This is a genomic window from Paraglaciecola sp. MB-3u-78 (genome assembly GCF_002835935.1).
Classification (GTDB): domain Bacteria; phylum Pseudomonadota; class Gammaproteobacteria; order Enterobacterales; family Alteromonadaceae; genus Paraglaciecola.
The window spans coordinates 31,629-56,591 of record NZ_PJCF01000013.1; the positions used below are offsets into that span (position 1 = coordinate 31,629).

The window sequence follows — 24,963 nt, forward strand, 5'->3', positions numbered from 1 at the left end:
ACAACAATAAAAACTAAAAACAGGGATCGAACAATGCTAAAAATTAAAAATATAACAAAAACTTACGACAACGGCGTAAAAGCTCTTAACAGCGTCAACTTAGATATCCCAAAAGGCTTATTTGGTTTACTTGGCCCCAACGGTGCAGGTAAATCCAGTTTGATGCGTACCATTGCAACGCTGCAACAACCCGATACCGGCAGTATTTACTTTGACCAAATCAATGTGCTCACACAGCCCAATGAATTACGTCAACGTTTAGGTTATTTGCCGCAAGATTTTGGTGTGTATCCCCGTGTTAGTGCTTACGATTTATTAGATCATTTAGCTATTCTAAAAGGCATTGCTAACAAAGGTGAACGTAAAGAAGCCGTTGACGGCTTATTGGCTCACACTAATTTGTTTCAACACCGTAAAAAAGCAGTCAGTGGTTTTTCTGGTGGCATGCGTCAACGTTTTGGTATTGCACAAGCCTTGTTAGGCGACCCTGACTTATTAATTGTAGACGAACCCACAGCCGGCCTTGATCCAGAAGAACGTAATCGTTTCCATAACCTTCTTGTAACGTTAGGCGAAGAAAAAGTCATTATTTTATCGACACATATAGTCGATGACGTATCTGAGCTTTGCCCGAATATGGCGGTATTAGGTAACGGCCAAATATTGTTACAAGGTAATCCATTAGACATCACCGCCGACTTAAACGGACAAATTTGGCGTAAAACGGTATCTATCGATGAAGCCGCCGTATTGGAAAATACTCTGCCTGTTATTTCAAAACGCCTGTTCGCGGGTCGCACGGTTTTACATGTACTGGCTCCCGACGCGCCTGAAGGTTTTGAAAGCACCCCTGCGACATTAGAAGATGTGTATTTCTCTACCTTGCATAATTCTCGACAGAGCTCTCAACAAAACTCTCATTCAACCCAAGTAGCATAAGGAAGCTCTATAATGTTTACTCAAATGTTAGGGTTTGAATGGCGCTATTTTACTCGCCAACCCTCTTTTATTGTGACCTGTTTGGTCTTCTTCTTATTACCATTTTTGGCCATCACCATTGATCAGGTGCAAATTGGCTCAGGTGGTAATGTGCTGTTTAATAGCCCCTTTGCTGTGGCCCAAATTATGCTAATTTTAAGCATATTTGCCATGTTTATGGTGGTCAACTTTGTTGCAGGTACCGCAACACGCAACCATACATCTTTGATGTCAGAGATTATTTATACCAAACCAATTAAACCCTTTAGTTATAATCTTGGAAGGTTTTTGGGCGCATATTTGATATGTCTAAGCGTATTTTTCATGGTGCCACTGGGTATATTGATAGGAAGCTTAATGCCTTGGGTCGATGGCGAAAGAATTGGCCCCAACAGCTTGATGATGTACCTGCAACCCTTCTTGATTTTTTCCACCACGACCATTTTTGTATTTTCAGCCTTATTTTACGGAGCAACGAATCTTTTCAAAAGTGTGATGGCAGGCTACATCTGTGCGCTAGGTCTATTTATTTTATATGTTGTCGCAGGACAAGTGTTTAATGAACCCGAGCAACGAACTATTAGAGCACTGCTAGACCCTTTTGGACTCAATTCATTTCGTGAATATACCCGTTACTGGACATCCTTTGAAAAGAATTCATTATTACCGGTTTTTGAGGGGGCAATATTACAAAACCGCTTATTGTGGCTAACGTTGGGAGGCTTTATTTTGCTGACCACAGGCGGACTGTTTAAACCATTAAATTTAACCGCAATCAAAGCCAATAAAAAATCCAAGAAAGAAAAAATCGACGTGATACCCGCTAATAGCAATATTGCGATTAAGGCCTCAGCTAATAACGGTTTTGCGCAATTGATTCTTCGCACCAAATTTGAAATAAAGCAGGTCGTGCTCAGCCCAGCATTTCCTGTTTTATTGCTGTTCTCGGCCTTTCAACTTATTGCCAGTTTTTTCGACATAAACGGTATATATGGCGCCCCAAACTGGCCGCTCACTCAAACCTTAGTACAAATTATTGTGGGTGCTTTTGGCTTAATGACCATTATTGTCATCACTTATTACACTGCAGAAGTAGTGTGGCGTGAACGGACTGTGGGAATGGGCGATATTGTAGACAGTATGCCTGTGCCCAACGTCACTTTTTGGTTATCAAAATTACTTGCCGTTATGTTAGTGATCGTATCGCTGCATTTTTTGGGCTTGGGAGTCGCGATTATTAAACAATTGCTCTCGGGTTATGAAAATATCGAATTCGGACAATATTTAATAAGCTTAGTGTATTTCGCCGTATTGCCATTTTGTTTAACCGTAGTGCTCGCTTTTTTAATTCAAGTACTCAGCCCTAATAAATATGTGGGCATGTTGATTTTTGTTGGCTACATCTTTGTATCCATTGCCTTCCCTCAAATAGGCATTGAACACAACATGTTTAATTTTGGTGCCGCGCCTGTTTTGCAATACTCAGATTTGAATGGCTACGGCTGGTTTATGCAGACTCAGAACTGGTACATGCTTTATTGGACTGCTCTGTCAGTGGTGCTGGGTGTGATGAGTTATGGCATGTGGCAAAGGGGTCCTCATGCATCCCTTAAACAACGTTTTAGTTTGTTAAGTTATCAGCTAGGTAAGCAAGGTAAAAGTATTGCAGTGGCGGCAATGCTGATATTTCTGGCGACAGGTGGCTATATTCATTACAACACCAAAGTTTTGAATGACTTTACTGGCCAAGAAGAGAGTTTGAACACACAAGCCGCTTACGAAAAAGATTATGTGGAATTTCGTGACGCGCCTATGCCAAGCGTAGTTGCCGTCGATGCGGCAATCGATATCTTCCCAGAAGAACGACGTATCGAAGCTAGCGCGGCCATCACGCTTATTAACCGCACAGATCAATCCATCAAGCGTTTTCTGGTCAATATTCCACGATTCACCAAAGACTATGATGTGGTCATCTCTGGAGGGAAATTAGGTGAAACTAATACCAAATACAACATTGCATGGTTTGAATTTACTCAACCTATGGCTCCTGGTGAAGAACGCGCGGGTCAATTCAAAGTGACCCGCTCTCATCAAGGGTTTAAAGACAGAGGTGAAGACAATACCTTAGTGAAAAACGGTACTTTTATTAACAACTTCGAATTGTTTCCCTCTTTTGGTTTCAACGAAAGTTACCAAATAAGCGATCAACATGAACGCCGTAAACGAGACTTAGAGCCATTACAGCGGGCATATAAACTTGAAGATACTAGCCGCTATACGGAAAGCTTTTTTGGCAGAGGTGTCGAGTTTATTGATTTTAGTGCCACAGTCTCTACAAGCGACGATCAATTTGCAATTGTGCCTGGATATTTGCAAAAAGAGTGGCAACAGGATGGCCGCAATTATTATCGGTACGAAATGGATGCACCTATGGTCAACTTTTTTAGCATAATGTCGGCTAACCTCGAAAAGAAACAAGTTGAACATAATGGAATTAATATTGAGGTTTACTACCATAAAAATCATCATTGGAATGTGGACAGAATGATTGAGTCGAGCCAAGACTCACTCGACTACTTCCAACAGGAGTTTGGCCCCTATCAACACCAACAATTACGGATTATTGAGTTTCCAGGTTACCGCAGTTTTGCGCAAAGTTTTGCCAATACCGTGCCTTACTCTGAAAACATTGGCTTTATTTCAGACTTACGCAACCCAGACGATATTGACCCTGTGTATTATGTTACTGCTCACGAAGTGGCCCACCAATGGTGGGGCCATCAACTGAACGCGGCCAATGTGCAAGGTAGTGCGATATTATCGGAAACGTTGTCGCAATACAGTGCATTAATGGTCATGAAGAAAAAGTACGGCGAAACCCGGCTGCGTAAGTTCCTGACTTATGAGTTAGATAGCTACCTAAGAGGTCGAAGCGCAGAACGGATTGAAGAAATGCCACTGTTACGCTCGGAAAACCAACAATATATTCATTACCGCAAAGGCTCAGTAGTGATGATGGCGTTAGTTAATAAGCTAGGTGAAGAGCGTCTTAATCAAGCCCTACAAGCATTGTTAAACGAATATAAGTTTAGAGAAGACTTGTACCCTACTACTTTAGACTTAGTCAGACATTTAGATAATGTATCTAATACAGCAGAACAGGCTTATATTAAAGACTTGTTTGAGCAAATTACTATTTACGATTTGCGCGCCAAAGAGGTGGTAAAGGAAGCGCTTGAAGAGGGTAAAACCAAAGTTACCTTAACCGTATCAGCACAAAAGTTTAGCGCTGATGGTAAGGGTAAAGAAACAGAGCAGCCTTTTGCAAAAGAAGTTGAGATTGTTTTATTCAGTGAAGATCCCAATGATTTTGCCGTTGAAAACAAAATTATTTATCAAGGCCTACACGCCATTGAAAGTGGCGATACCGTCATCGAATTAATCGTTGACGGAATGCCTAACTATGCAGGTATCGACCCCTTTGTACGTTTTATTGACCGAGACACAGGTAATAATATCATTAAGTTGTAATGGTTAATTTATAAAGATAAGCCCTCATTTGAGGGCTTTTTTATTGGCAACAATATGACGATTATCCAGCAGAACCAGCCCATCTCAAATTTGTTGCTGATGCAGCACACCTCAGGGGGAAAGTGATAGTTTATGATTCAAGCAGTGTTTTTTAATAACGATTGGATCCAACGGCAACCCCCTCGAACTGTTTGCCCTTATAATTAGGCCAATTTTCATAAATAAGTGATCACTCAGAATGCAGATGGGTATTGCAGTCTGTATGATGTCACCGATATACAGCAATTTCGAGCAACGAATGTCATCACCTCTTTCACATATCCGCGTACTTGAACTTAGCCGCATACTGGCCGGACCTTGGGCCGGACAAATGTTGGCAGACCTAGGTGCAGAAATAATCAAAGTAGAAAAACCGCTTCAAGGTGATGATACGCGGCATTGGGGTCCCCCTTATCTCAATAACCAACAAGACAAAACCCCAACAGAATCGGCATATTTTTTATCTGCTAATCGCGGCAAACGGTCGATTACCATAGATATTCGACAGCCAGAAGGACAAGCTATTATTCATCAACTGGTAGCAAGTTGTGATGTACTGATAGAAAACTTCAAAGTCGGTAATTTGCAAAAATACCATCTTGATTATGCTAGCTTATCAGCCATAAATCCTCAGTTGATTTACTGCTCGATAACAGGCTTTGGTCAAGACGGTCCTTATGCCCAAAGAGCCGGATACGACTTTTTATTACAAGGTATGGGTGGACTCATGAGTGTAACCGGCGAGCCTGACCACTTACCTGGCGGTGGCCCCCAAAAAGTCGGCGTAGCACTCACTGACATACTCACTGGCATGTATGCCACCACAGCGATACAAGCGGCGATTATAGAGCGTGAAAAATCTGGGTTAGGCCAACATATCGACCTTGCCTTACTCGATGTACAAGTGGCCTGCTTAGCCAATCAAGCGATGAACTATTTAGTGAGCGACGAGACACCCAAACTTATGGGCAATGCCCACCCCAATATTGTGCCTTATCAAACCTTTCAGACCGCAGATGGCTTTATCATTTTAACCATAGGTAACGACTCACAATTTGCAGACTTTTGTGAAGTGGCACAGTGCCAAGCGTTAATCCAAGACCCTCGATTTACTACTAATCAAGCACGGGTGCGCAACAGAGAGATAGTGATTGAACAATTGGCAAACATCATTCAAGCAAAAAACAGTGAATTTTGGTTACAACAGTTAGAAACAAAAGGTGTGCCATGTGGCCCAATCAACGACATTGCCCAAGTCTTTGAAAACCCACAAATAAAACATCGCAAAATGTTAGGTGAACTCACCCATCCCGTAAATGGTAAAGTGCCAACGGTGGCCAACCCTATCAACTTTTCTCGTACACCTATCGTTTACCATCAGGCACCACCTAATCTTGGTGAGCATACTGAAAAAGTGTTAACTGAGCTATTAGGTTATGACGGCAGCGCCATTAGTCAGTTACGACACACAAAGATTATTTAAATGTAACTGATGTTGGCAAGGCTTCGCCCTCTAATCTGACCAATGATTTATCTAAGATTGAAGCAAAAATTTTCAGTCAATTGATTTACTTAATAAACTTACTAAGGAATACCCATGCGCTTTTTATCCAGACGACTTGTTATGCCCAATGATTTAAATTATGCCAATGCCTTATTTGGTGGCCGCGCTTTGGAATGGATTGATGAAGAAGCCGCGATTTATGCGATATGTCAGTTAGAAACCAATTATCTGGTAACCAAACATATTGGTGAAATTAGTTTTGAATCTCCTGCTCTTCAAGGCGACGTAGTGGAGTTTGGAGTGGAAACCAAAAAAGTCGGCCGTACTTCTATTACGGTATCGTGCTTGGTGCGTAATAAAGCCACTAAAAAAACCATCTGCTTCGCTGATGACATTGTGTTTGTTCGAGTGGATCCTGAAAGCAAAAGACCCGTAGCCCATGGTAAATCAATGGAGCAGCTTGCAACACAAACGGAACAAGAAATCCGTAGTTTGAATATAGATCGATGATTTATATAACCAAGAACAAAGGAATGAGTAGTTGATCAAAATACCCGCACAAAAGCCTAATTCCGAAATAGAAGTACTGATAATAGATGGTCAATCTTTAGTTCACACAGTAGTTAGAAGTGCTCTGCTTGATGCGGGCATTGAAAAGGTACAAAGTGCCCATAATGCCTACTCAGCATTGAGGTTATGCCAAGTAACACGTTTCGACATGATATTGATTGCCTTTGACGTCAAAAGTGACAAAGATGGTTTTAATCTTCTAGAAGAAATGAAGTTCAAGGGATTCATCACTAAAACGACTTGTGTCGTGTTTCTAAGCGCAGATACTTCCAAAGGTTTAGTCAATTGTGTAGTGGAAATGGAGCCCACAGACTTTTGGGTCAAACCACTGGATCGCTCGAAAGTCGAGAAACGTGTTCAGCAAATTATTAGCATCCAGAAGAAACTTTACGCATTGCGTTATTGTTATGACCATGAAGAGTACACAACGACCATATACTACGCAGAGCGCCAGTTAAAAGACCTCAGTTTGGTTTTGTATTATCCACACATTAATCGATTAATTGGCAGAAGCTTATTTCAATTAAAAGAGTTTCAAGCAGCCCAAGAATTCTATGAAAAACTGGCTGAAAACTACTCTTACGCATGGGTTCAAGTTGGATTAGCTGGGACCTTGCTCAAACAAGATAAGATAAATGAAGCAACCGAATTGACCGCAGCGCTACTACTGCGAGAAGACACGAAATTTGCTACATACGACATCCTTGCGGAATATCATATTGATAAAGAAGATTACCAGCAAGGTTACGAAATTATTCAAGAAGCCACTAAATTGGCACCACGTAGTATTGAGCGTAATAGAAAATCTTGGAATTTAGCAAGATTAAACCATGACAGAATGGGTCAATATCTAGCCACAAGAAATATCGCTAAATACGCTAAAAATTCCATTCATGACTCGCCAGATTTGCAACTAAACGTTATACGCTCTGGTTTAGATCTTGCGTCAACCTTATCTGAAACCGAATCAAATAAGTTGTTAGTCAATACAGAGAAAACACTCGATAGGCTAAAGGAAGACTTTGGTGCGGCTTCAGAACTGGGTGATCAGATCACCATTATTGAAGTGAGACTGCTTAATTTACGCAAAAATAAAAAGCAGGCAGAACAAGTTATGCTGGCCCACTCGCTGACTAATGCGCTTAAAAATTTCGAAGATAATCTGGATAAAGTCAAAGCATTTCATGAAGTCGGTTTGTGGGAGCAATCGATACGTTTGCTTGACCAGATGAAAAGTGAGGTGGGACATGACTCTTTTACGGGTAAAGTACTGGCTGAATATTTAGAACAGGAATCCAAAGAACGCCAAGACATTCGTTATAATCCAAAAGAATTGGGTGAGATGGCCTCATCACACTATAAAAACAAACGATATAAACCTGCTTACAACTTGTTATGCCAAGCTTCATAGTTATCACCTAATAACGCCAACATCACTATTAGTCTGTTGAAAGTGCTTGCTATTTTAGCTGAGGAAGAGGGATTAAACGAGGAAGAATCCCAGAGCGTAGAAAAGTGCTTAGAGGCTTTAGAAGAGGTCACATTGTCAGAAGGTCAACAAGCAAAGTTCAATGACTATAACAAACGTATCGACACAGTAGTCGCACTTCAGGAATAATGCTGCCGATAGTAAAAGTCATAGCTAATATGTTTACTGAGTGCTTATATTGAAGTGTAATGCTTCACTTTTATAAGGCACTGGGGCTCATTTTCACTATAAATGTCACCTTGGTGAGCTATCTGCCAACAGCCTTCAATTAATAGGCCTAACACTTGCTCATTTTGAATAACCAAGAGCACAGAATCTCGTAACCATGGCGCCACTTTCCATTGTTTAAACCATTGTTTAAGGGGTTTGGAGTGATTGCTGCCCGCAGGTTTAAACCTCACAGAATAAGCACCTGATCGGATTAAAATCGGCCCCAAATTCGGATTAACTGTAAGCTGTGACATATCTTCCATTTGCACATCCTTGGTTTGGATAAAAGTTAAGTGCCCCATAGTTCCGGGTAACTTAATACTCTTCTCATCCTGCCAAACTTTATGTATTGAGACTTTGTCTAGACTTGCTCTTATCACAAATAATTGTTGGTCAAACCGTCTAAACTGCCAACCATTCCATTGCAAAATAGGCATCGCATCATCTGCAGCATCAAGCACCTCTGGCATAAGTTGATTTAACACCGCTAAAGAGGGGCTTTGAATACCTAACACAGATAACCAATAACGCACCACCTGATGTAACCATGATTGACTTAGCTCCTTAAGGGCAGGTAAATGAAGACTATTAGCAGAGGCTTGTATTTGCTTAAGCTTTTCAGCACAGACTTCATCTAATAAACGTTGTTGCTCAGCACACAATGCGGCACTTCGCGCCACTGAACGGGATATTTCAGGCCAACGTTGTTGTAAAACAGGCAATACATCATGGCGCAAGAAATTACGTTCAAAATCAGTATTTTGATTAGACTCGTCTTCACACCATTTCAAGTTATGTTGCTGGGCATAGTCCAAAATAACCTGTTGTCTGGTATCCAGTAGCGGCCTATAAAACCCGACTTGTTTATCCGGTTGTAATGGGCAAGGTGAAACCCAACCGCGATTCATTGCCGATAGACCTTTAGGTCCAGCGCCTCGTTTTAACTGTAATAAAAAAGTTTCGAGTTGATCGTCTTGATGTTGTCCAAGTACCACTTGACTATTATCAGGCGCTAATTCAACTAACTTGTTGTAACGGGCTTCCCTTGCTTGTGCTTCAAGGCTTTGTCTTGGTAGTGCTTCAACGGATACATTCGCAGTTTGAAATGGGATGTCTAATTGACTACAAACTTGCTGACAATGTGTTTGCCACTGGTCTGCATGTTGGCTTAAACCATGGTGAATATGAATGGCACTGAGTTGAAAGTCTAGTTCAGCTTCCTTCCTTACGCTGTGAAGAGCATGTAATAAAACATGGGAGTCTACACCACCACTGTAGGCAACAAAGATATGAGTTGCCGATAAAAGCGGCTCACAGCTGAGTTGTTCTCTTAGTGTATTCAAGACCGACATGATGACTTACAACCTCCAATAACAAAAAAGCCATCTTTGCAGATGGCTCTATATAGTGTATTTATTTATGTATTAATTTATAAAAAACACTAATTATTTAACAATAACCAAAAGACATCAATCGTTCATAACGTTGGGCTAACAATTCTTCGGTAGATAAACTGCCAAGCTGAGCTAATTGCTGTTTTAGCGTAGCCTTTAAGTTAGCTGCCATACCGTCATAATCTCGGTGCGCACCACCTAAGGGTTCATTCACAATTTGATTGATTAATCCTAACTCTTTAATTTGCCCAGCGCTGACACCCATAGCCTCGGCAGCTTGTGGCGCTTTTTCAGCACTTTTCCACAAAATAGAGGCACAACCTTCAGGTGAAATAACAGAGTAAGTGCTGTATTGAAGCATGTTCACTCTGTCGCCTACACCGATTGCTAAAGCACCACCAGAGCCGCCTTCACCAATAACAGTACATATGATTGGCACTTTTAAGCCGGACATCACTTTAAGGTTGCGAGCGATGGCTTCACTTTGACCACGCTCTTCTGCACCGACACCTGGGTATGCGCCAGGGGTATCAATAAAGGTAAGAATAGGTAAATTAAAACGTTCTGCCATTTCCATCAGACGTAACGCTTTGCGATAACCTTCTGGTTTAGGCATCCCAAAATTACGTTTGATTTTTTCTTTAGTATCACGGCCCTTTTGATGACCAATAATCATCACTGGCTGCCCATCAATTTTAGCTAAACCGCCGACTATGGCTTTGTCATCCGCAAAGGCTCTGTCACCAGCCAGTTCATCAAATTCGGTGAAGATACGTTCAAGATAGTCATAGGTATAAGGGCGCATGGGGTGACGCGCAATTTGAGATACTTGCCATGCACCTAAGTCTGCAAAAACTTTGCGGCTTAATTCGGCACTTTTTTCTCGAAGTTTGGTGATCTCTTCTTCGATATTGAGATCGAATTCTCCCCCTTGATTGACTAGCCTTAACTCTTCAATCTTCGCTTCTAATTCAGCGATAGGTTTTTCAAATTCTAAAAAATTTACACTCATTGAACACCTAATAATAATTGTTTACAGCTTTCATGCATTCACTTTTATAAGTGAGTTAGTGAAATTCCAAGTCAACCTGAGGTTTACCCAATAGCTGTTGTAAGTCATATAGTAACTCATCTTGGGGAGTAACATACCACTGCGCACCCAAGGTTAAATCTACTTTTGCGTCTGGGTGTACATAATGTATCTGAACCGGACAACTTCCACCTTGATAAGGTTGCAAAATTGATTGCAGTTTAGCCACAGTTGCTGGATTACACCAGCTTGATTCTAAATGTACTTGTAGACCCTTGGCATTTTTTTCTCGGGCTTGGACTAAATCCATGACATCACGAGCCGACATTGTATTGCCACCAGAGAATTCATCAAAGCTGACCTGTCCACTTATTACCAAAATTTTGTCTTCTTGCAGCAATTCTTCGTATTGCTCGAGCATATCAGGGAAAAACCTGACATCTATTCTGGCGCTTTTATCATCTAATGTCACTAATGCCCAACGACGACCTCGTTTATTGGTCATCACTCTGACACCTAATACTAAACCTACAGCAAAAGCAGTTTGATCTCTGTTAGTTGGCTTTAGGTCAACTAAACGACAAGGGGCATAATGTTTAATTTCACTCAGGTACTGATTGATAGGATGACCGGTTAGGTAAAGGCCTAAAGTAGTTTTCTCACCATCTAACCAAACTTTCTCAGGCCAAGGCGGCACATCAGCAAAGGCTTGTTGTACTTTCTCAGGCTCAGTGGTCAGCAAACCAAACATATCTGATTGCCCCGAGGTTTTATCCTTAGCATGTTGACCTGCTGCGGCCAATGCGTCAGGTAAAGAAGACATTAACGACGCACGATGTGGTCCTAAATTATCTAATGCACCTGCCAAGACTAATTTTTCCAGTATGCGCTTATTAATGCGTTTAAGATCAATTTTGGCACAAAAATCGAATAAGTCATTGAACTTGCCAGTCTCTTGCCGCGCCTCAATAATAGCTTCGATTGGGCCTTCACCGACACCTTTGATTGCACCTATGCCGTAAACAATGCGTCCTTCTTCATCCACAGTAAACTTATGACTACCGGCATTCACATCGGGAGGCAAAATGGTTAATCCCATACGGTTACATTCATCAACCAAGGTCACAATTTTATCTGAATTATCCATATCCGCTGACATAACAGCGGCCATAAACTCTGCGGGGTAATGGGTTTTAAGCCATAAAGTTTGATAAGACACTAAAGCGTAAGCGGCAGAGTGTGATTTGTTAAAACCGTATCCCGCAAATTTTTCTACTAGGTCAAATATTTTGATAGCAAGAGTAGGATCGATGCCGTTTTCTTTGGCCCCAGTCTCGAATGATTCCCGCTGTTTCTCCATTTCCTCTAGGTTTTTCTTACCCATAGCTCGGCGTAATAAATCCGCGCCACCTAAGCTATAACCCGACATGACTTGCGCAATCTGCATGACCTGCTCTTGATATAAGATAATGCCATAGGTGGGTTCTAAAATTTCTTTTAAACACTCGTGTTGATATTCAGCGTCAGGGTATGAAACGGCTTCACGGCCATGTTTACGGTCGATAAAGTTTTCAACCATACCGGATTGCAATGGACCTGGCCTGAACAAGGCCACCAGTGCAATGATATCTTCAAAAGAGTCTGGCTTAAGGCGTTTAATCAACTCTTTCATACCGCGGGATTCAAGCTGGAATACCGCAGTGGTCTCTGCATTTTGCAGTACCCTAAAACATTTTGCATCGACTAGAGGGATAGCAGCAATATCAACATCAATGCCTTTACCCTTTTTGATCATATCCGTCGCCCACTGAATAATGGTCAGTGTGCGTAATCCCAAGAAATCAAACTTAACTAACCCAGCAGTCTCGACGTCGTTTTTATCAAACTGGGTGACAGGGTTTTTACCTTCATCATCACAATATAGTGGGGCAAAATCAGTTATTTTTGTAGGGGCAATCACCACACCACCAGCATGCTTACCCGCATTACGGGTACAACCCTCCAGAATACGACACATGTCAATCAGCTCTTTGACGTCTTCATCTTGGCTGTATAACTCGGGTAAGCGAGGTTCTTCAAGAAAAGCTTTTTCTAGCGTCATGCCCGGTGTGGGTGGAATAAGTTTGGAGATCCGGTCAACAAAACCATAAGGATGCCCCAAAACGCGACCCACATCACGCACCACGGCTTTTGCCGCCATAGTACCAAAAGTAATAATCTGTGATACCGCATCACGGCCGTACATTTCGGCCACGTGATCAATCACCTCATCCCGTCTGTCCATACAAAAATCGACATCGAAATCTGGCATGGATACCCGTTCTGGGTTCAAGAATCGTTCGAATAACAAGTCATATTCAAGTGGATCAAGGTCGGTGATATCCAGCGCATAGGCTACCAAAGAGCCTGCACCCGAGCCACGGCCGGGCCCAACAGGAATATTATTGTCCTTACTCCACTGAATAAACTCCATTACGATCAAGAAATAGCCGGGGAAACCCATTTGATTGATAACGACAAGCTCAATTTCTAAGCGTTCATCATACACCGGGCGTTTTTCTAGACGCACTTGCTCATCAGGAAATAAAAACGCCAAGCGTCTTTCTAGACCTTCTTTGGATACCTTGACCAAAAAGTCTTTGATATCCATGCCTTCAGTGGGAAAATCAGGTAAAAAATAAGTACCAAGCTGTACTGTAACATTACAGCGTTTGGCAATTTCTACAGTATTTTGTATGGCTTCAGGGATATCAGCGAATAACTCCGCCATTTCTTCAGAGGTACGTAAATATTGCTGCTCTGAGTACTCCTTAGGTCTGCGAGGATCGTTTAATGTATAACCATCATGGATAGCCACACGAATTTCGTGGGCATCAAAGTATTGTCTATCTACGAAACAGACTTCATTGGTAGCGACCACTGGCAAGTCGAATTGTTGCGCCCAATCTACCGCTCGATGAATATAGTCTTCTTCACCAGCCCTACCCGTGCGGGTCAATTCTAAATAAAAACGGTTAGCAAAATGTTGTTGATAAAATTGTGTGACATTAAGGGCAATATCCACATTGCCCTTAGTCAGCAACAGGCCTAAATCACCCGCTTTACCCCCTGATAATATAATCACACCTTGGTTGTGCTCGACTAACCAATCTCTGTCGATCACTGCTCTGTCTTTAATACTGCCGCGTAAATAGGCCTTGGACACTAACAGAGTGATGTTCTTGTAACCTTTATTGTCCATAGCTAACAAGGTGAGACGGAATAAAGTACCTTGCAACTCGTCGCTTTGTACCCAAAAATCCACACCAATAATAGGTTTGATACCGTTAGCATGGGCTTGGCTATAAAACTTTACCAAACCACACATGTTCATTTGGTCGGTAATAGCCACTGCAGGCATACCCAGTTCTTTAACATGGGCGATAAGAGGTTTAACCTTATTTAGCCCATCCAACATGGAATAATCGCTATGTACCCGTAGATGTACAAAGTTGACTGAGGCTTGTTGTAATTCTTGTGTCATTTAAGAGCCTGCTAACTGGCCATCGCGCATAGCAAGAGACTGCTGCACCGGCTTAAAACTCATGCGATATTGAGGTAGTGGTCCAAGCTCAGCAAGCTTAGCCAGATGAAATGCGGTGGGATAACCTTTATGTTTGGCAAAGCCATACTCTGGGTATTGTTGATCCAAAATTAACATTTCTTTATCCCGCGTCACTTTTGCAATAATGGAAGCTGCCGATATTTCAGCAATTAAACCATCACCTTTAATGATGGCTTCACTCGAGTAATCCCACTGTGGACAACGATTACCATCAACCATCACATGATTAGGTTGGACTGACAATCCTTGTACCGCTCTGGTCATCGCAAGCATAGTGGCATGTAAAATATTGAGTTCGTCAATTTCTTGTGGACTGGCTCGACCTATGGACCAAGCTAAAGCATATTGTTTAATTTCGGCTGACAAAATTTCACGCCTCTTCTCAGAGAGCTTTTTCGAATCGGCTAAACCCATGATTGTATGCTGAGGATCAAGGATAACGGCTGCAGTGACCACATCACCCACTAAAGGACCTCGTCCGACTTCATCCACTCCAGCAATCAACTGACTCATACCATTCCTTTACTTGGCTCATGGCTGTTTGGCTCATGGCTGTTTGGCTCATGGCTGTTTACTTGGCTCATGGCTGTTGCTCAATCAAATTAGCCACAGCTGACGCAGACTGAACATCAGCATCTTTTTTAAGTGATTCATGGAGTAATTCGAATTTAGCAATAAGGGCTTGTTGCTCATCACCACGTTGTAAAGTCAACATAGGTAATAATAATTTGCTTATGTTCTGCGGTGTCACGTCGTCTTGTAACAATTCTGGGATTAACTTTTCGTCTGCTAAAACATTGGGTAGTGCAAAATATTTGGCTTTATATAACCATTTCATCATTTGATAGGTTAACCCGCTTAGTTTATAAGCTGTTACCATGTTTTTCTTACATAACATCGCTTCTAAAGTAGCGGTACCAGAAGCTAATAATACTGCATCAGAGGCAATCATGACTTCTCTCGCGTGACCTATGACCACCTGTATACACAAATCTGGACTATGGGTCTGGATATACTCGACAACTTGATCTTTACGCTGACGATTAACCACGGGGATCAACACTTTTAGCGCAGCTATATCTGGCTTTAATAACAAACAAGATTGGATAAACACATCAAGCAATGTATCAACCTCACGTTTCCTACTACCAGGTAATAAAGCTAGAACGGTTTCATTTTCTTTAAGCTTTAAAAATAGACGGGCTTTTTGTTTATCTGGGTGAATAGCAATATCATCGGCCATGGTATGCCCGACATACTCACAAGGGATATGATGTTTGTCATAAACCTGCTTTTCAAAAGGGAAGATACTGAGAACTAAATTGGTGGCTTTGGCTATCTTAAAAATACGTTTTTCGCGCCATGCCCACACGGTAGGGCTGACATATTGCACGGTTTTAATACCCTGTTTTTTGAGTTTTAATTCTAGCCCTAAATTAAAATCGGGCGCATCAACGCCAATAAACACGTCAGGGGGATTAGCGAGGAAGTGATTTAACATAGACTTACGAACAAACATCAGTCTGCGAATACGCGATAAAACTTCGACTAATCCCATCACTGACAACTCTTCCATATCAAATAAACTTTTACAGCCTTCGGCCTGCATTTTTGGCCCAGCTATACCTTCAAAAGTGGCATTAGGATAATGTTTTTTGAGTTGTTTAATAAGACCAGCGGCAAGAATATCACCTGACGCTTCGCCGGCAACTATGCCTACCTTGAGTGCTTTTTCGCTCATAATTTAGCGAACAATGCCTCGAGAGGAGTGACTAACAAAATCAGCCATAAGTTTAACTTCTTGAGTATCGCCCGCCAATTCTAATAGTTTTTCAACGGCTTCTGAGGCTCTATTGCCGTTACGATACAATATTTTATAACCACGTTTGATTTGCATAATGGTTTCACTTGCAAAACCACGACGTTTTAATCCTTCAGAATTAATACCACGTGGCGTGCTATCGTTTCCTAACATGATATAAGGCGGCACATCAGCTAAAACAATTGCCCCGCCGCCAATAAAACTATGGTCGCCAATATGACAAAATTGATGTGCAGCGGTCACGCCTCCCATAATAACCCAGTTACCAATATTTACATGCCCAGCAAGGGTGGCCCCTGTGGCTAATATGCTATTGTCTCCGATAACACAATCGTGGGCAACGTGTACATAACACATCAGTAAATTATTGGAGCCAATTCTAGTGACGCTCTTATCTTGAACCGTACCACGATGAATAGTCACAGATTCACGGATGATATTGTTGTCACCTATAATTAACTCAGTTGGCTCGCCAGCATATTTTTTGTCCTGACAATCTTCGCCAACAGAGGCAAATTGATAAATATGATTACCTGTGCCTATGCTGGTTTTTCCTTTTACTACCACATGAGATTCAAGCACAGTGTCATCGCCTATGTTGACATCAGCGTCAATCAGGCAAAAGGCACCAACTGATACGTTTTTTCCCAATTTGGCAGAGGGATGGATAATGGCTGTAGAATGGATCACCGGCTACATTTTCCTCATGGCACACATGAACTCGGCTTCACATGCGGCTTTGCCATCAACACTAGCCACACCATGAAATTTCCAAATTCCGCGACGTTCTTTAATTAATCTTACCTCCATATCCATACGGTCACCTGGCACAACTGGCATTTTAAAGCGAGCTTTGTCGATACCAGCATACAGATACAGATCGTCAGAATTACCCGCGGTTTTAAAACCTAGGACACCTGCAACCTGCGCTAATGCTTCTAGGATCATAACCCCAGGAAAAATGGGTTTACCTGGAAAATGCCCTGTAAAACAAGGCTCATTAAAGGTGATATTTTTATAGGCGGATATAGACTCATTGAGAGTGTAATCTGTCACTCTATCTACTAACAAAAAAGGATAACGATGGGGAAGCAACGCCATGATATCTTCTATTTCAAGAGTGTTTACATTATTAGCCAAAAGGTGTTCTCCTAAACTAACCAGTCTGTAGTTAAGTCACTACTGCTGCTGGTTTTTTTCCAATGCTTTAACACGCTGATTAAGGCTAGTAATATTTCGTAATGCTACCATGTTTTTACGCCATTCTCTGTTGGCGGAAGCGGGTATGCCAGACGAGTAGACGCCGGGCTCTGAAATACTTTTAGTGACCATACTCATACCAGTAAATACGACATTGTCACATACGGTAATATGGCCATTAATGCCCACTAAACCCGCCATGCTGCAATTTTTACCAATAACAGTACTGCCTGCAATCACAGAACAAGCTGCCATTGCAGTATTTTCACCAATTTCAACGTTATGGGCAATTTGGCATTGATTGTCAATGATTACGCCATCAGCCAAAATTGTATTGTCTAACGCGCCACGATCAATTGTAGTGCTGGCGCCAATTTCTACTCTGTTGCCAATGACCACACTGCCAAGTTGCGGTATTTTAATCCACCTACCATTATCGTTGGCATAACCAAAACCATCGCTACCGATTACAGCATTGGCTTGTACCAAACAATCTGTGCCTATTATCACGTCATGATAAATAGACACATTGGCCCATAATTTTGTATTCGTACCTAGCACTGCGTTTTTACCAACAAAACATCCCGGACCAATGACAACATAATCTCCGAGTTTGGCGCCTGCTTCAATAACAGCATTTGCTCCAATTTTAACATCTTTACCCAGTTCCACATTTTCCCCAATGACAGCGTGAGGTGATATCTCGTGTGCTGGTGCTGGTGTGGTGTCGAGCAATTGAGCCGCCTTTGCAAAACCAACATAAGGGTTATTCATAACTAGGGCAGAACAGTGGCAATGGGGTAATTCGTCTGGATGTAAAATAACGGCTTGCGCCTGCGTGTCCTGAAGTTGACTACGATACTTTTTATTCGACAAAAATGAAATCTGACCATTGCCAGCTTTCACTAAAGTAGATAAACCACTAATGAGTGTATCTTGAGTGTCAGCCCCTGATAGATGCAGCTGTGCACCTATGCTTTGGGCTAATTGAATAAGACTAATTGCGTGACTCAAAATACCTCCGTTCGAACCACTAAGGTGATTTAGTTGATTTTACCAACTTGCTCTAGAACCAATTTAGAAATGTCATGGTCTGGGTTGATAAAAGCCACAGAATTAGCATTCAAAATCACATCGTATTTTTCCTTAGATGCTACGGCATCAATGCCTTGCTTAATCAAACCTAACAACTTGTTTTGTTCTTCTTTTAAACGCTCCTGGATTTCTTGCTGTAAAGGTTGGGCTTTGGCCGTGTACTCTTCACGTAAAGCAATAATTTTCCCTTCCAGTTCGGTTTTTTCTTTGGCGCTCATAGTGGCCGCATCACGCTGATTTTTTTCAAGATAATATTTAATGTCTTTTTCTAGACGACTGACTTCTTCGGTCTTATCTTTAAATTGTGCAGTGATGGTCTCTTGGATACTAGCAGCTTGTGGCATAGCCTGAAAAATACCCTGTACATTCACTGCACCAATTTTTTGTTCAGCATATGCAGATGAGCTAGCCATAGCTGTGGTTAGTAATGCACCTGCAATTAAACTTTTTGTAAACTTTTTCAAAAGGAACTCCTATTTCTTGTTGTTTTTGGTCGGTTTGCCAACCAGAAATTAAAATGTTTGACCAATGTTGAAAGTGAAGAATTTAGAATCATCACCTTCTCTTTCTTGTATTACTTTCGAGAAACTAAAGACCATCGGCCCCATGGGTGATAACCATTGTACAGAAACTCCACCGGATGCTCTATAGAGGGATGGATCACTATAATCAATTAATGCATCATTATTAAATGAATTATTTACATTTAAGGTTTTATAACGGTCGTAATCAAATTCTGTGTCCCAAATACTGCCTACATCCACAAATAAACTGGTTCGCACCGAGTTGTCAAAGTCGACCTCAACAAAGGGTGTGGGAACGATTAACTCAACGCCACCCAAGATCATGGCATTACCGCCTAATGAACGAGTAGAAATAGAGATTGAATCGTTAGAATTATCACCTAAAATCACTTTGCCGTTAGGGTCGGTGACGACTGTTGATGGTGTGACCTGCACTCCACGGGGTCCAACTGTATTATTTTCAAACCCTCGGAGTGAATCTGAACCACCTGCTGTAAAATGTTGGGTAAAAGGCAATATTTGATCAATACCGTCTATGTCACCATAACCATTACCATAACCCATTTTTAAACGGGCTAAGAACGACCAGCGTTGATTGCGTGATAAGGGGAAATACCATTTTCCATCTAACTCAGTCTTAAAATAATTCACGTCAGAGTTAGGCGTGGTCACACCGAATGAGGCACGTTGTGACGAACCTGCTGTGGGGAACACACCTCGGTTTAGGGTACTTCGTGACCAAGCTACTGAAGCCAAAAAGCTATCATAATTAATGGCGGAGTCTGGATTATTCTCATCTACAAACTGGTTATTAAAGCGCGTAGTTTGTACAAATGGTTGATTCTGAAATAGCTCTACCGTGCTGTAAGTTAAACCAAAATTAATTCGGTTAAATTGATCAATGGGATAACCAATATTACTGCCTACAGAAAATTGTTTACTGTTGTACTGGATGAGGTTAGCCGAGCTACCGTCAAATTCACTATAAGACACTGAACCACCTAAACTGATGCCATCTATAGTGAAATAGGGGTCGGTGTAAGACAGCTGTACACTTTTCTGATAAGAAACCGTACTCACATTAAAAGCAATACGTTTACCTGTGCCCAAGAAGTTATCTTGCTGAATACCAGCCTGTAAACTTAGCTTTGTGCGATCGCCATAACCTATGCCTGCGTTAAAGGCACCAGAAGGCTGTTCTTTAACCGTGAAATTCACATCCACTTGATCGACTTCGCCAGGTAAACGAACCGTTTCAAAGTCTACATTTTCCATATATGTTAACCGTGACAGGCTGTTTTTAGACGATTCTAACGTAGCAGTAGATAACCAAGAGCCTTCCATCTGAGAGACCGATTGGCGCAGCACTTCATCAGCAGTACCATTATTTCCTGCAAAATTAATTCGGCGCACATAGATACGTTTACCAGGATCAACAGACAAAACTAACTTTACCGTTTTGTCTTCCTCGTTGATATCAGGAATAGTGGTGACAGTAGGATAAGCATAACCGTATCGGCCTAAGTATTTACTGATAAATTCTTCTGTGTAAGTGACTTCAGCTTGGTTATACAACTCCCCTGAAGTTAACGGCAGCACAAGTTTGATATAATCTTCATAACCCAATAAATCACCGATCAGTTCGACTTCGGATATAGTGTATTGTTCACCCTCATTCAGGTTTAAAGTCACGTAGATGCCGGTTTTTTCGGGTGTCATGGACACTTGAGTAGAATCAATATTAAAACGCAGATAACCACGATCTTTATAATGGCTGGTAATAGTTTCCATATCGCCAGTTAATGTTTGTTTCTGATAGCGGGTTTCAGATAAAAAGTCCCACCAAGGTGTATCAAATTTCAATTCAACCATCTCTAACAACTCAGGATCACTGAAGATTTCATTACCCACTATATTAATCTGTTGAATTTTAGCCGATTCGCCTTCTTCAAATAACAATTTAAGGTCGACCCGATTTCTCGGTAGAGGTGTAATAATCGCGGTCACGTCGGCGTTATATTTACCTATGCTGTAAAAAAAGTCTTTTAAGCCATTTTCAATGGAGGTCAAAACGGTTTTATCTAAAGGTTCACCTACCAAAATATTGGCATCGTTTAGACTTTCTTGTAATTGCTCATCCTTAATATCATCATTGTCTTCAAATACAATATTACTGATAGTAGGTCTTTCAGTCACCCTCACTAATAATGTGTTGTCGTCACGAAATATTTGAATGTTTTCAAAATGACTAGAGGAATACATAGACCGGATAAGCTGTGAAATTCTAAAGCTATTCATCTCATCGCCAACTGTGACAGGCAGATAAGTCAAAGCTGCACCTAAGGCAACACGCTGCAAACCTTCAATTCGGATGTCTTTAACGACAAATTCACTACTCGGGGCTGCTTTCGCGAAGCTAGCAATGGATAAAATTAATCCCGCAACAACTAACTGTTTAAACTTCATTTAATAATATTCTTCCTAAACGCACAAAAACATGTGTTGTGCATGGCCAAATCGACCGATAAAAATTATAATCGCGCAATATCATTTACTATCGCGATGCTCATTAATAGCAGTAGCAATACGCCACCAATTTTAAATCCCACTTCTTGTACCGATTCTGGGACAGGCCGACCACTAAAAAGTTCTATAAAGTAATAGAGTAGGTGCCCACCATCAAGCACTGGCAGAGGTAAAAGGTTAATTATGCCCAAATTAACGCTAATTAACGCTAAAAAGCCTAAAAAATACACTAAACCTAAGCTTGCACTCATGCCTGCACCTTGAGCGATCGAAATAGGACCACTCAAATTCTTCACTGATACATCACCTGTGATCAACTTACCCAACATCTCAATACTGAGAGTCATCAAGCGCCATGTTTTGTCCATTGCCTTGGACATAGCCTTAACAACGCCATATTGATGAACAAACACCACACCTTCTGGCCATGGTTCAAGGGTCGGGGTAAAACCCATATACCCTTTTGTTGTTTGTTCTCCAGTTTTACTACCAATGGTTCCATTCAAGCTTACGATTTGCTCATTTCTAAGCACATTAGCTTGAACAGTCTGATTGGGCCTTGTGGAAACATAACCCACTATTTGTTCCCAATTTTGCATACTAGTTCCATCTAAACTGACAATTTTGTCATTTGCTTGGAATCCAATGCTCTGTGCAGCAGAGCCATCTTCTATATATCCCAGCACATTAAGCACTTTAGGACGATATGGGATCAGCCCCAAGCTCTCAAAAACCGAGGTTTTATCTGGGTCGAATTCCCATTGGCTTAAATTGATTGTGGCTGAGCGTTCATATGAGTTTTTGTCATCTGTCCATTTAACTAGCATCTCAGCGTTCCCAATAAAAGACATAAACTCATAAGCGACATCTTCCCAGTCGACCACTTTGCGATCTCCGACTTGGGTTAAAATAGCATTTTGAGGAATATTACTTTGGCTGAAAACACTGTCTGGTTCAATACTACCAACAACTGGCTTAATCGTTTGTAAGCCTATTAAGTACATCATGAATAAAGCAAATATTGCAAACAGAAAATTCACAGCTGGCCCTGCAGCAATAATAGCAATACGCTTTAATACATGTTGGCGATTAAAGGCGTGAGGTAAGTCTTTTTCGCTTACCTCATCAACCCTTTCGTCAAGCATTTTCACATAGCCACCCAATGGAATAGCCGCAATCACATATTCCGTGCCTAGCTTGTCCTTTCTGCGCCATAAGGCTTTACCAAAGCCAATAGAGAAGCGTTCGACTTTCACTCCGCACCTGCGAGCGACCCAGAAGTGCCCCCATTCATGCACGGCGACTAAAATGCCTAAAGCGACGATAAAAGAAACCAGACTAATGAGAAAACTCAAGACCCAACCCTCTGTATAAAGGGCTGACTAAGATTGCGTATAACATCCATACTGAGCCTTCGAGCAAAATTATCACTTTCAATTACCGCTTCAATAGTATCTAGGTTGTGAGGTGATGTTTGTTGTAAACATTCTTCATTTACTTGTGCGATTTGCATAAAGCCAATTTTCCCTTGTAAAAACGCATCCACTGCCACTTCGTTTGCTGCATTAAGTGTGGTGGTCGCATACTGCCCAGCGCTACTTGCTTGCATCGCGAGTATCAAATTAGGATAACGATCAGCTTCTGGCTCAGTAAAAGTAAAATTTGCCAATTGATTAAAATCTAAAGGAGAGACACCAGATTCAATTCTGTCGGGAAAAGCCAATGCATGGGCAATGGGAGTCCGCATATCCGGATTGCCCATTTGAGCCAACACAGAGCCATCTAGATATTGCACCATAGAGTGAATAATGCTTTGTGGATGTAACACAACCTGAATATCCGATGATTCAAGCCCAAACAACCACTTAGCCTCAATAAATTCTAAGCCTTTATTCATCATAGTAGCAGAATCAACTGATATTTTTCGACCCATGTCCCAGTTAGGATGGGCGCATGCTTGGTCTGGTGTGACAAGATGCAGATCACTTAATGGCGAAGTCAAAAATGGCCCACCTGAACCCGTTAAAAGAATTTTACTGATACCTGAAGAACACAGCTCACCGTATTTAAAATCTGCGGGTAAACATTGAAAAATAGCATTGTGTTCACTGTCTATTGGCAAGATCTGGGCATTATGCTGGTTAGCAGCTTGAATGAAAAGGTCACCGGACATAACTAAGGATTCTTTGTTAGCAAGTAACACCTTTTTGCCCGCTTTTACTGCAGCTAAAGTAGGCAACAATCCAGCTGCACCCACAATAGCCGCCATGACAATATCGACTTCTGGTGCAGATGCAACTAACTCAAGCGCCTCATCACCGGCTAACACTTCGCAGCTTAATTGATGATGATCTGAGAACAATTTTTTAGCATGTTTAAATTGGTTAGGGTCGGCAATCACTACATATTTAGGAGAACATAATTGAGCTTGCTGCAACAACAACTCAATATTGCTGTTAGCCGTCAACGCGAAGACACTAAATAACTCGGGGTGGCGAATTAACACATCAATTGTGCTTTTACCTATAGAGCCTGTCGCACCCAAAATAGTAATGTTTTGCATTAGGCCATCCACATGACATAACAAAATGCAAAAACAGGGAATGCCGCAGTCAAGCTATCAATTCTGTCCATAACACCGCCATGTCCAGGCAGTAACGTTCCACTATCCTTTATGCCAGCACAGCGTTTAAACATACTTTCATTTAGATCACCTAAAGCAGAAACGCCAACAGCTAAGGCACCGACTAATACATGTAACCAGATGCGGGACGGATCGACTTGATAATGTAATGCGGCAAAAGCAATAATGGCTGAAGATGCAAAAACCCCTCCCATAAGACCTTCAATAGTTTTGCCTGGTGAAACTTCAGGACGCAATTTATGTTTCCCAAATTTCACGCCAACAAAAAAAGCACCTATATCTGCAGCCCAGACGATGCCCAGCACATAAAAGATGAGCGATGCACCATAGTATGGATCAACATCGTATAAACTGGTACGCAACGAAACAACCGCAACCCAAGTGGGGATAAGTGTTAAAAAGCCGAATATACCGCGGAGTATTTTACTGGTGTACCACACAGAACTGTATCTGGGATAGGCAATAATCATCGCCAATGACACGACCCACCATAAAGCGGCTATGGATAAAATGTAGGTATATAAACTATTTAACTGCCCTTGATACCAAATCAAATCTGTAGGCAATATTATTGATAATATCAAACAGACTGCAACAACGAGTATGGCATAGGCACTTTTAGTATAGGTACGGGTCATACCAGACATGCTTGACCATTCCCAAGCCCCTAAGCCCATGACTATGGCAATCATAATTTCAAAGCTGAATAGGGGTAGATATAAAATCGCAAACAATGCCAAAGGGGCAAGAATAAGCGCAGTGATAATCCGTTGTTTTAACACGTATGCCTCTCAAATTTACTA

Annotated in this window: 18 protein-coding genes; 5 read left to right on the plus strand and 13 right to left on the minus strand. The window is 41.5% G+C overall.

Going from position 1 to position 24,963, the window contains the following annotated elements; genetic code table 11:
- The first annotated feature begins 33 nt into the window (after positions 1-33).
- The 5 genes from CXF95_RS24035 to CXF95_RS24055 all read left to right on the plus strand — a co-directional run bounded on the left by CXF95_RS24035 (position 34) and on the right by CXF95_RS24055 (position 8,033).
- Positions 34-939, plus strand: a complete 906-nt coding sequence (locus CXF95_RS24035) for an ABC transporter ATP-binding protein (RefSeq protein WP_101201048.1) — start codon at positions 34-36, stop codon at positions 937-939.
- Positions 940-951: 12 nt separating this feature from the next.
- A complete protein-coding gene (locus CXF95_RS24040) occupies positions 952-4,509 on the plus strand; it encodes a M1 family aminopeptidase (RefSeq protein WP_101201049.1) in 3,558 nt (1,185 codons plus the stop codon).
- A gap of 298 nt (positions 4,510-4,807) precedes the next feature.
- On the plus strand, positions 4,808-6,031 hold the full coding sequence (locus tag CXF95_RS24045) for a CaiB/BaiF CoA-transferase family protein (protein ID WP_101201213.1): 1,224 nt from the start codon (positions 4,808-4,810) through the stop codon (positions 6,029-6,031).
- A gap of 114 nt (positions 6,032-6,145) precedes the next feature.
- Positions 6,146-6,562 (plus strand): acyl-CoA thioesterase, encoded by a 417-nt coding sequence (locus tag CXF95_RS24050; RefSeq protein ID WP_101201050.1) that lies wholly within the window; start codon positions 6,146-6,148, stop codon positions 6,560-6,562.
- Positions 6,563-6,593: 31 nt separating this feature from the next.
- Positions 6,594-8,033: a response regulator gene (locus CXF95_RS24055; protein WP_232788014.1), complete on the plus strand. Its 1,440-nt coding sequence runs from the start codon at positions 6,594-6,596 to the stop codon at positions 8,031-8,033.
- A gap of 251 nt (positions 8,034-8,284) precedes the next feature.
- On the opposite strand, the gene tilS is transcribed toward CXF95_RS24055, so the two are convergent.
- The 13 genes from tilS to CXF95_RS24120 form a co-directional block, all read right to left on the minus strand.
- Positions 8,285-9,673, minus strand: a complete 1,389-nt coding sequence (gene tilS, locus CXF95_RS24060; RefSeq protein WP_101201051.1) for a tRNA lysidine(34) synthetase TilS — start codon at positions 9,671-9,673, stop codon at positions 8,285-8,287.
- A 97-nt stretch (positions 9,674-9,770) separates the two neighbouring features.
- On the minus strand, positions 9,771-10,727 hold the full coding sequence (gene accA, locus CXF95_RS24065; protein WP_101201052.1) for an acetyl-CoA carboxylase carboxyl transferase subunit alpha: 957 nt from the start codon (positions 10,725-10,727) through the stop codon (positions 9,771-9,773).
- 55 nt (positions 10,728-10,782) lie between these two features.
- Positions 10,783-14,268 carry a DNA polymerase III subunit alpha gene (gene dnaE, locus CXF95_RS24070; RefSeq protein WP_101201053.1) on the minus strand — a complete coding sequence of 1,162 codons (3,486 nt, stop codon included), beginning with the start codon at positions 14,266-14,268 and terminating at the stop codon, positions 10,783-10,785.
- On the minus strand, positions 14,269-14,862 hold the full coding sequence (rnhB, locus tag CXF95_RS24075) for a ribonuclease HII (RefSeq protein ID WP_101201054.1): 594 nt from the start codon (positions 14,860-14,862) through the stop codon (positions 14,269-14,271).
- Positions 14,863-14,929: 67 nt separating this feature from the next.
- On the minus strand, positions 14,930-16,090 hold the full coding sequence (gene lpxB / locus CXF95_RS24080) for a lipid-A-disaccharide synthase (protein ID WP_101201055.1): 1,161 nt from the start codon (positions 16,088-16,090) through the stop codon (positions 14,930-14,932).
- 3 nt (positions 16,091-16,093) lie between these two features.
- Positions 16,094-16,861, minus strand: coding sequence for an acyl-ACP--UDP-N-acetylglucosamine O-acyltransferase (lpxA, locus tag CXF95_RS24085; protein ID WP_101201056.1), 768 nt, complete (start codon positions 16,859-16,861; stop codon positions 16,094-16,096).
- Between the two features lie 3 nt (positions 16,862-16,864).
- Entirely contained in the window at positions 16,865-17,311 is a 447-nt protein-coding gene (fabZ, locus tag CXF95_RS24090; protein ID WP_101201057.1) for a 3-hydroxyacyl-ACP dehydratase FabZ, read from the minus strand.
- Positions 17,312-17,350: 39 nt separating this feature from the next.
- Positions 17,351-18,385 (minus strand): UDP-3-O-(3-hydroxymyristoyl)glucosamine N-acyltransferase, encoded by a 1,035-nt coding sequence (gene lpxD, locus CXF95_RS24095; RefSeq protein WP_101201058.1) that lies wholly within the window; start codon positions 18,383-18,385, stop codon positions 17,351-17,353.
- Between the two features lie 29 nt (positions 18,386-18,414).
- Positions 18,415-18,930 (minus strand): OmpH family outer membrane protein, encoded by a 516-nt coding sequence (locus CXF95_RS24100; RefSeq protein ID WP_101201059.1) that lies wholly within the window; start codon positions 18,928-18,930, stop codon positions 18,415-18,417.
- A gap of 48 nt (positions 18,931-18,978) precedes the next feature.
- The gene (gene bamA / locus CXF95_RS24105; protein WP_101201060.1) at positions 18,979-21,456 is read right to left on the minus strand and encodes an outer membrane protein assembly factor BamA; all 2,478 of its coding nucleotides are present in this window, start codon (positions 21,454-21,456) and stop codon (positions 18,979-18,981) included.
- 65 nt (positions 21,457-21,521) lie between these two features.
- The gene (gene rseP, locus CXF95_RS24110) at positions 21,522-22,871 is read right to left on the minus strand and encodes a sigma E protease regulator RseP (protein ID WP_101201061.1); all 1,350 of its coding nucleotides are present in this window, start codon (positions 22,869-22,871) and stop codon (positions 21,522-21,524) included.
- Positions 22,868-24,079, minus strand: coding sequence for a 1-deoxy-D-xylulose-5-phosphate reductoisomerase (ispC, locus tag CXF95_RS24115; RefSeq protein ID WP_101201062.1), 1,212 nt, complete (start codon positions 24,077-24,079; stop codon positions 22,868-22,870). The genes rseP and ispC overlap by 4 nt, the downstream gene beginning before the upstream one ends.
- Positions 24,079-24,942 (minus strand): phosphatidate cytidylyltransferase, encoded by an 864-nt coding sequence (locus CXF95_RS24120; protein ID WP_101201063.1) that lies wholly within the window; start codon positions 24,940-24,942, stop codon positions 24,079-24,081. Before CXF95_RS24120 ends, ispC begins: the two co-directional genes overlap by 1 nt.
- Positions 24,943-24,963 lie beyond the last annotated feature (21 nt).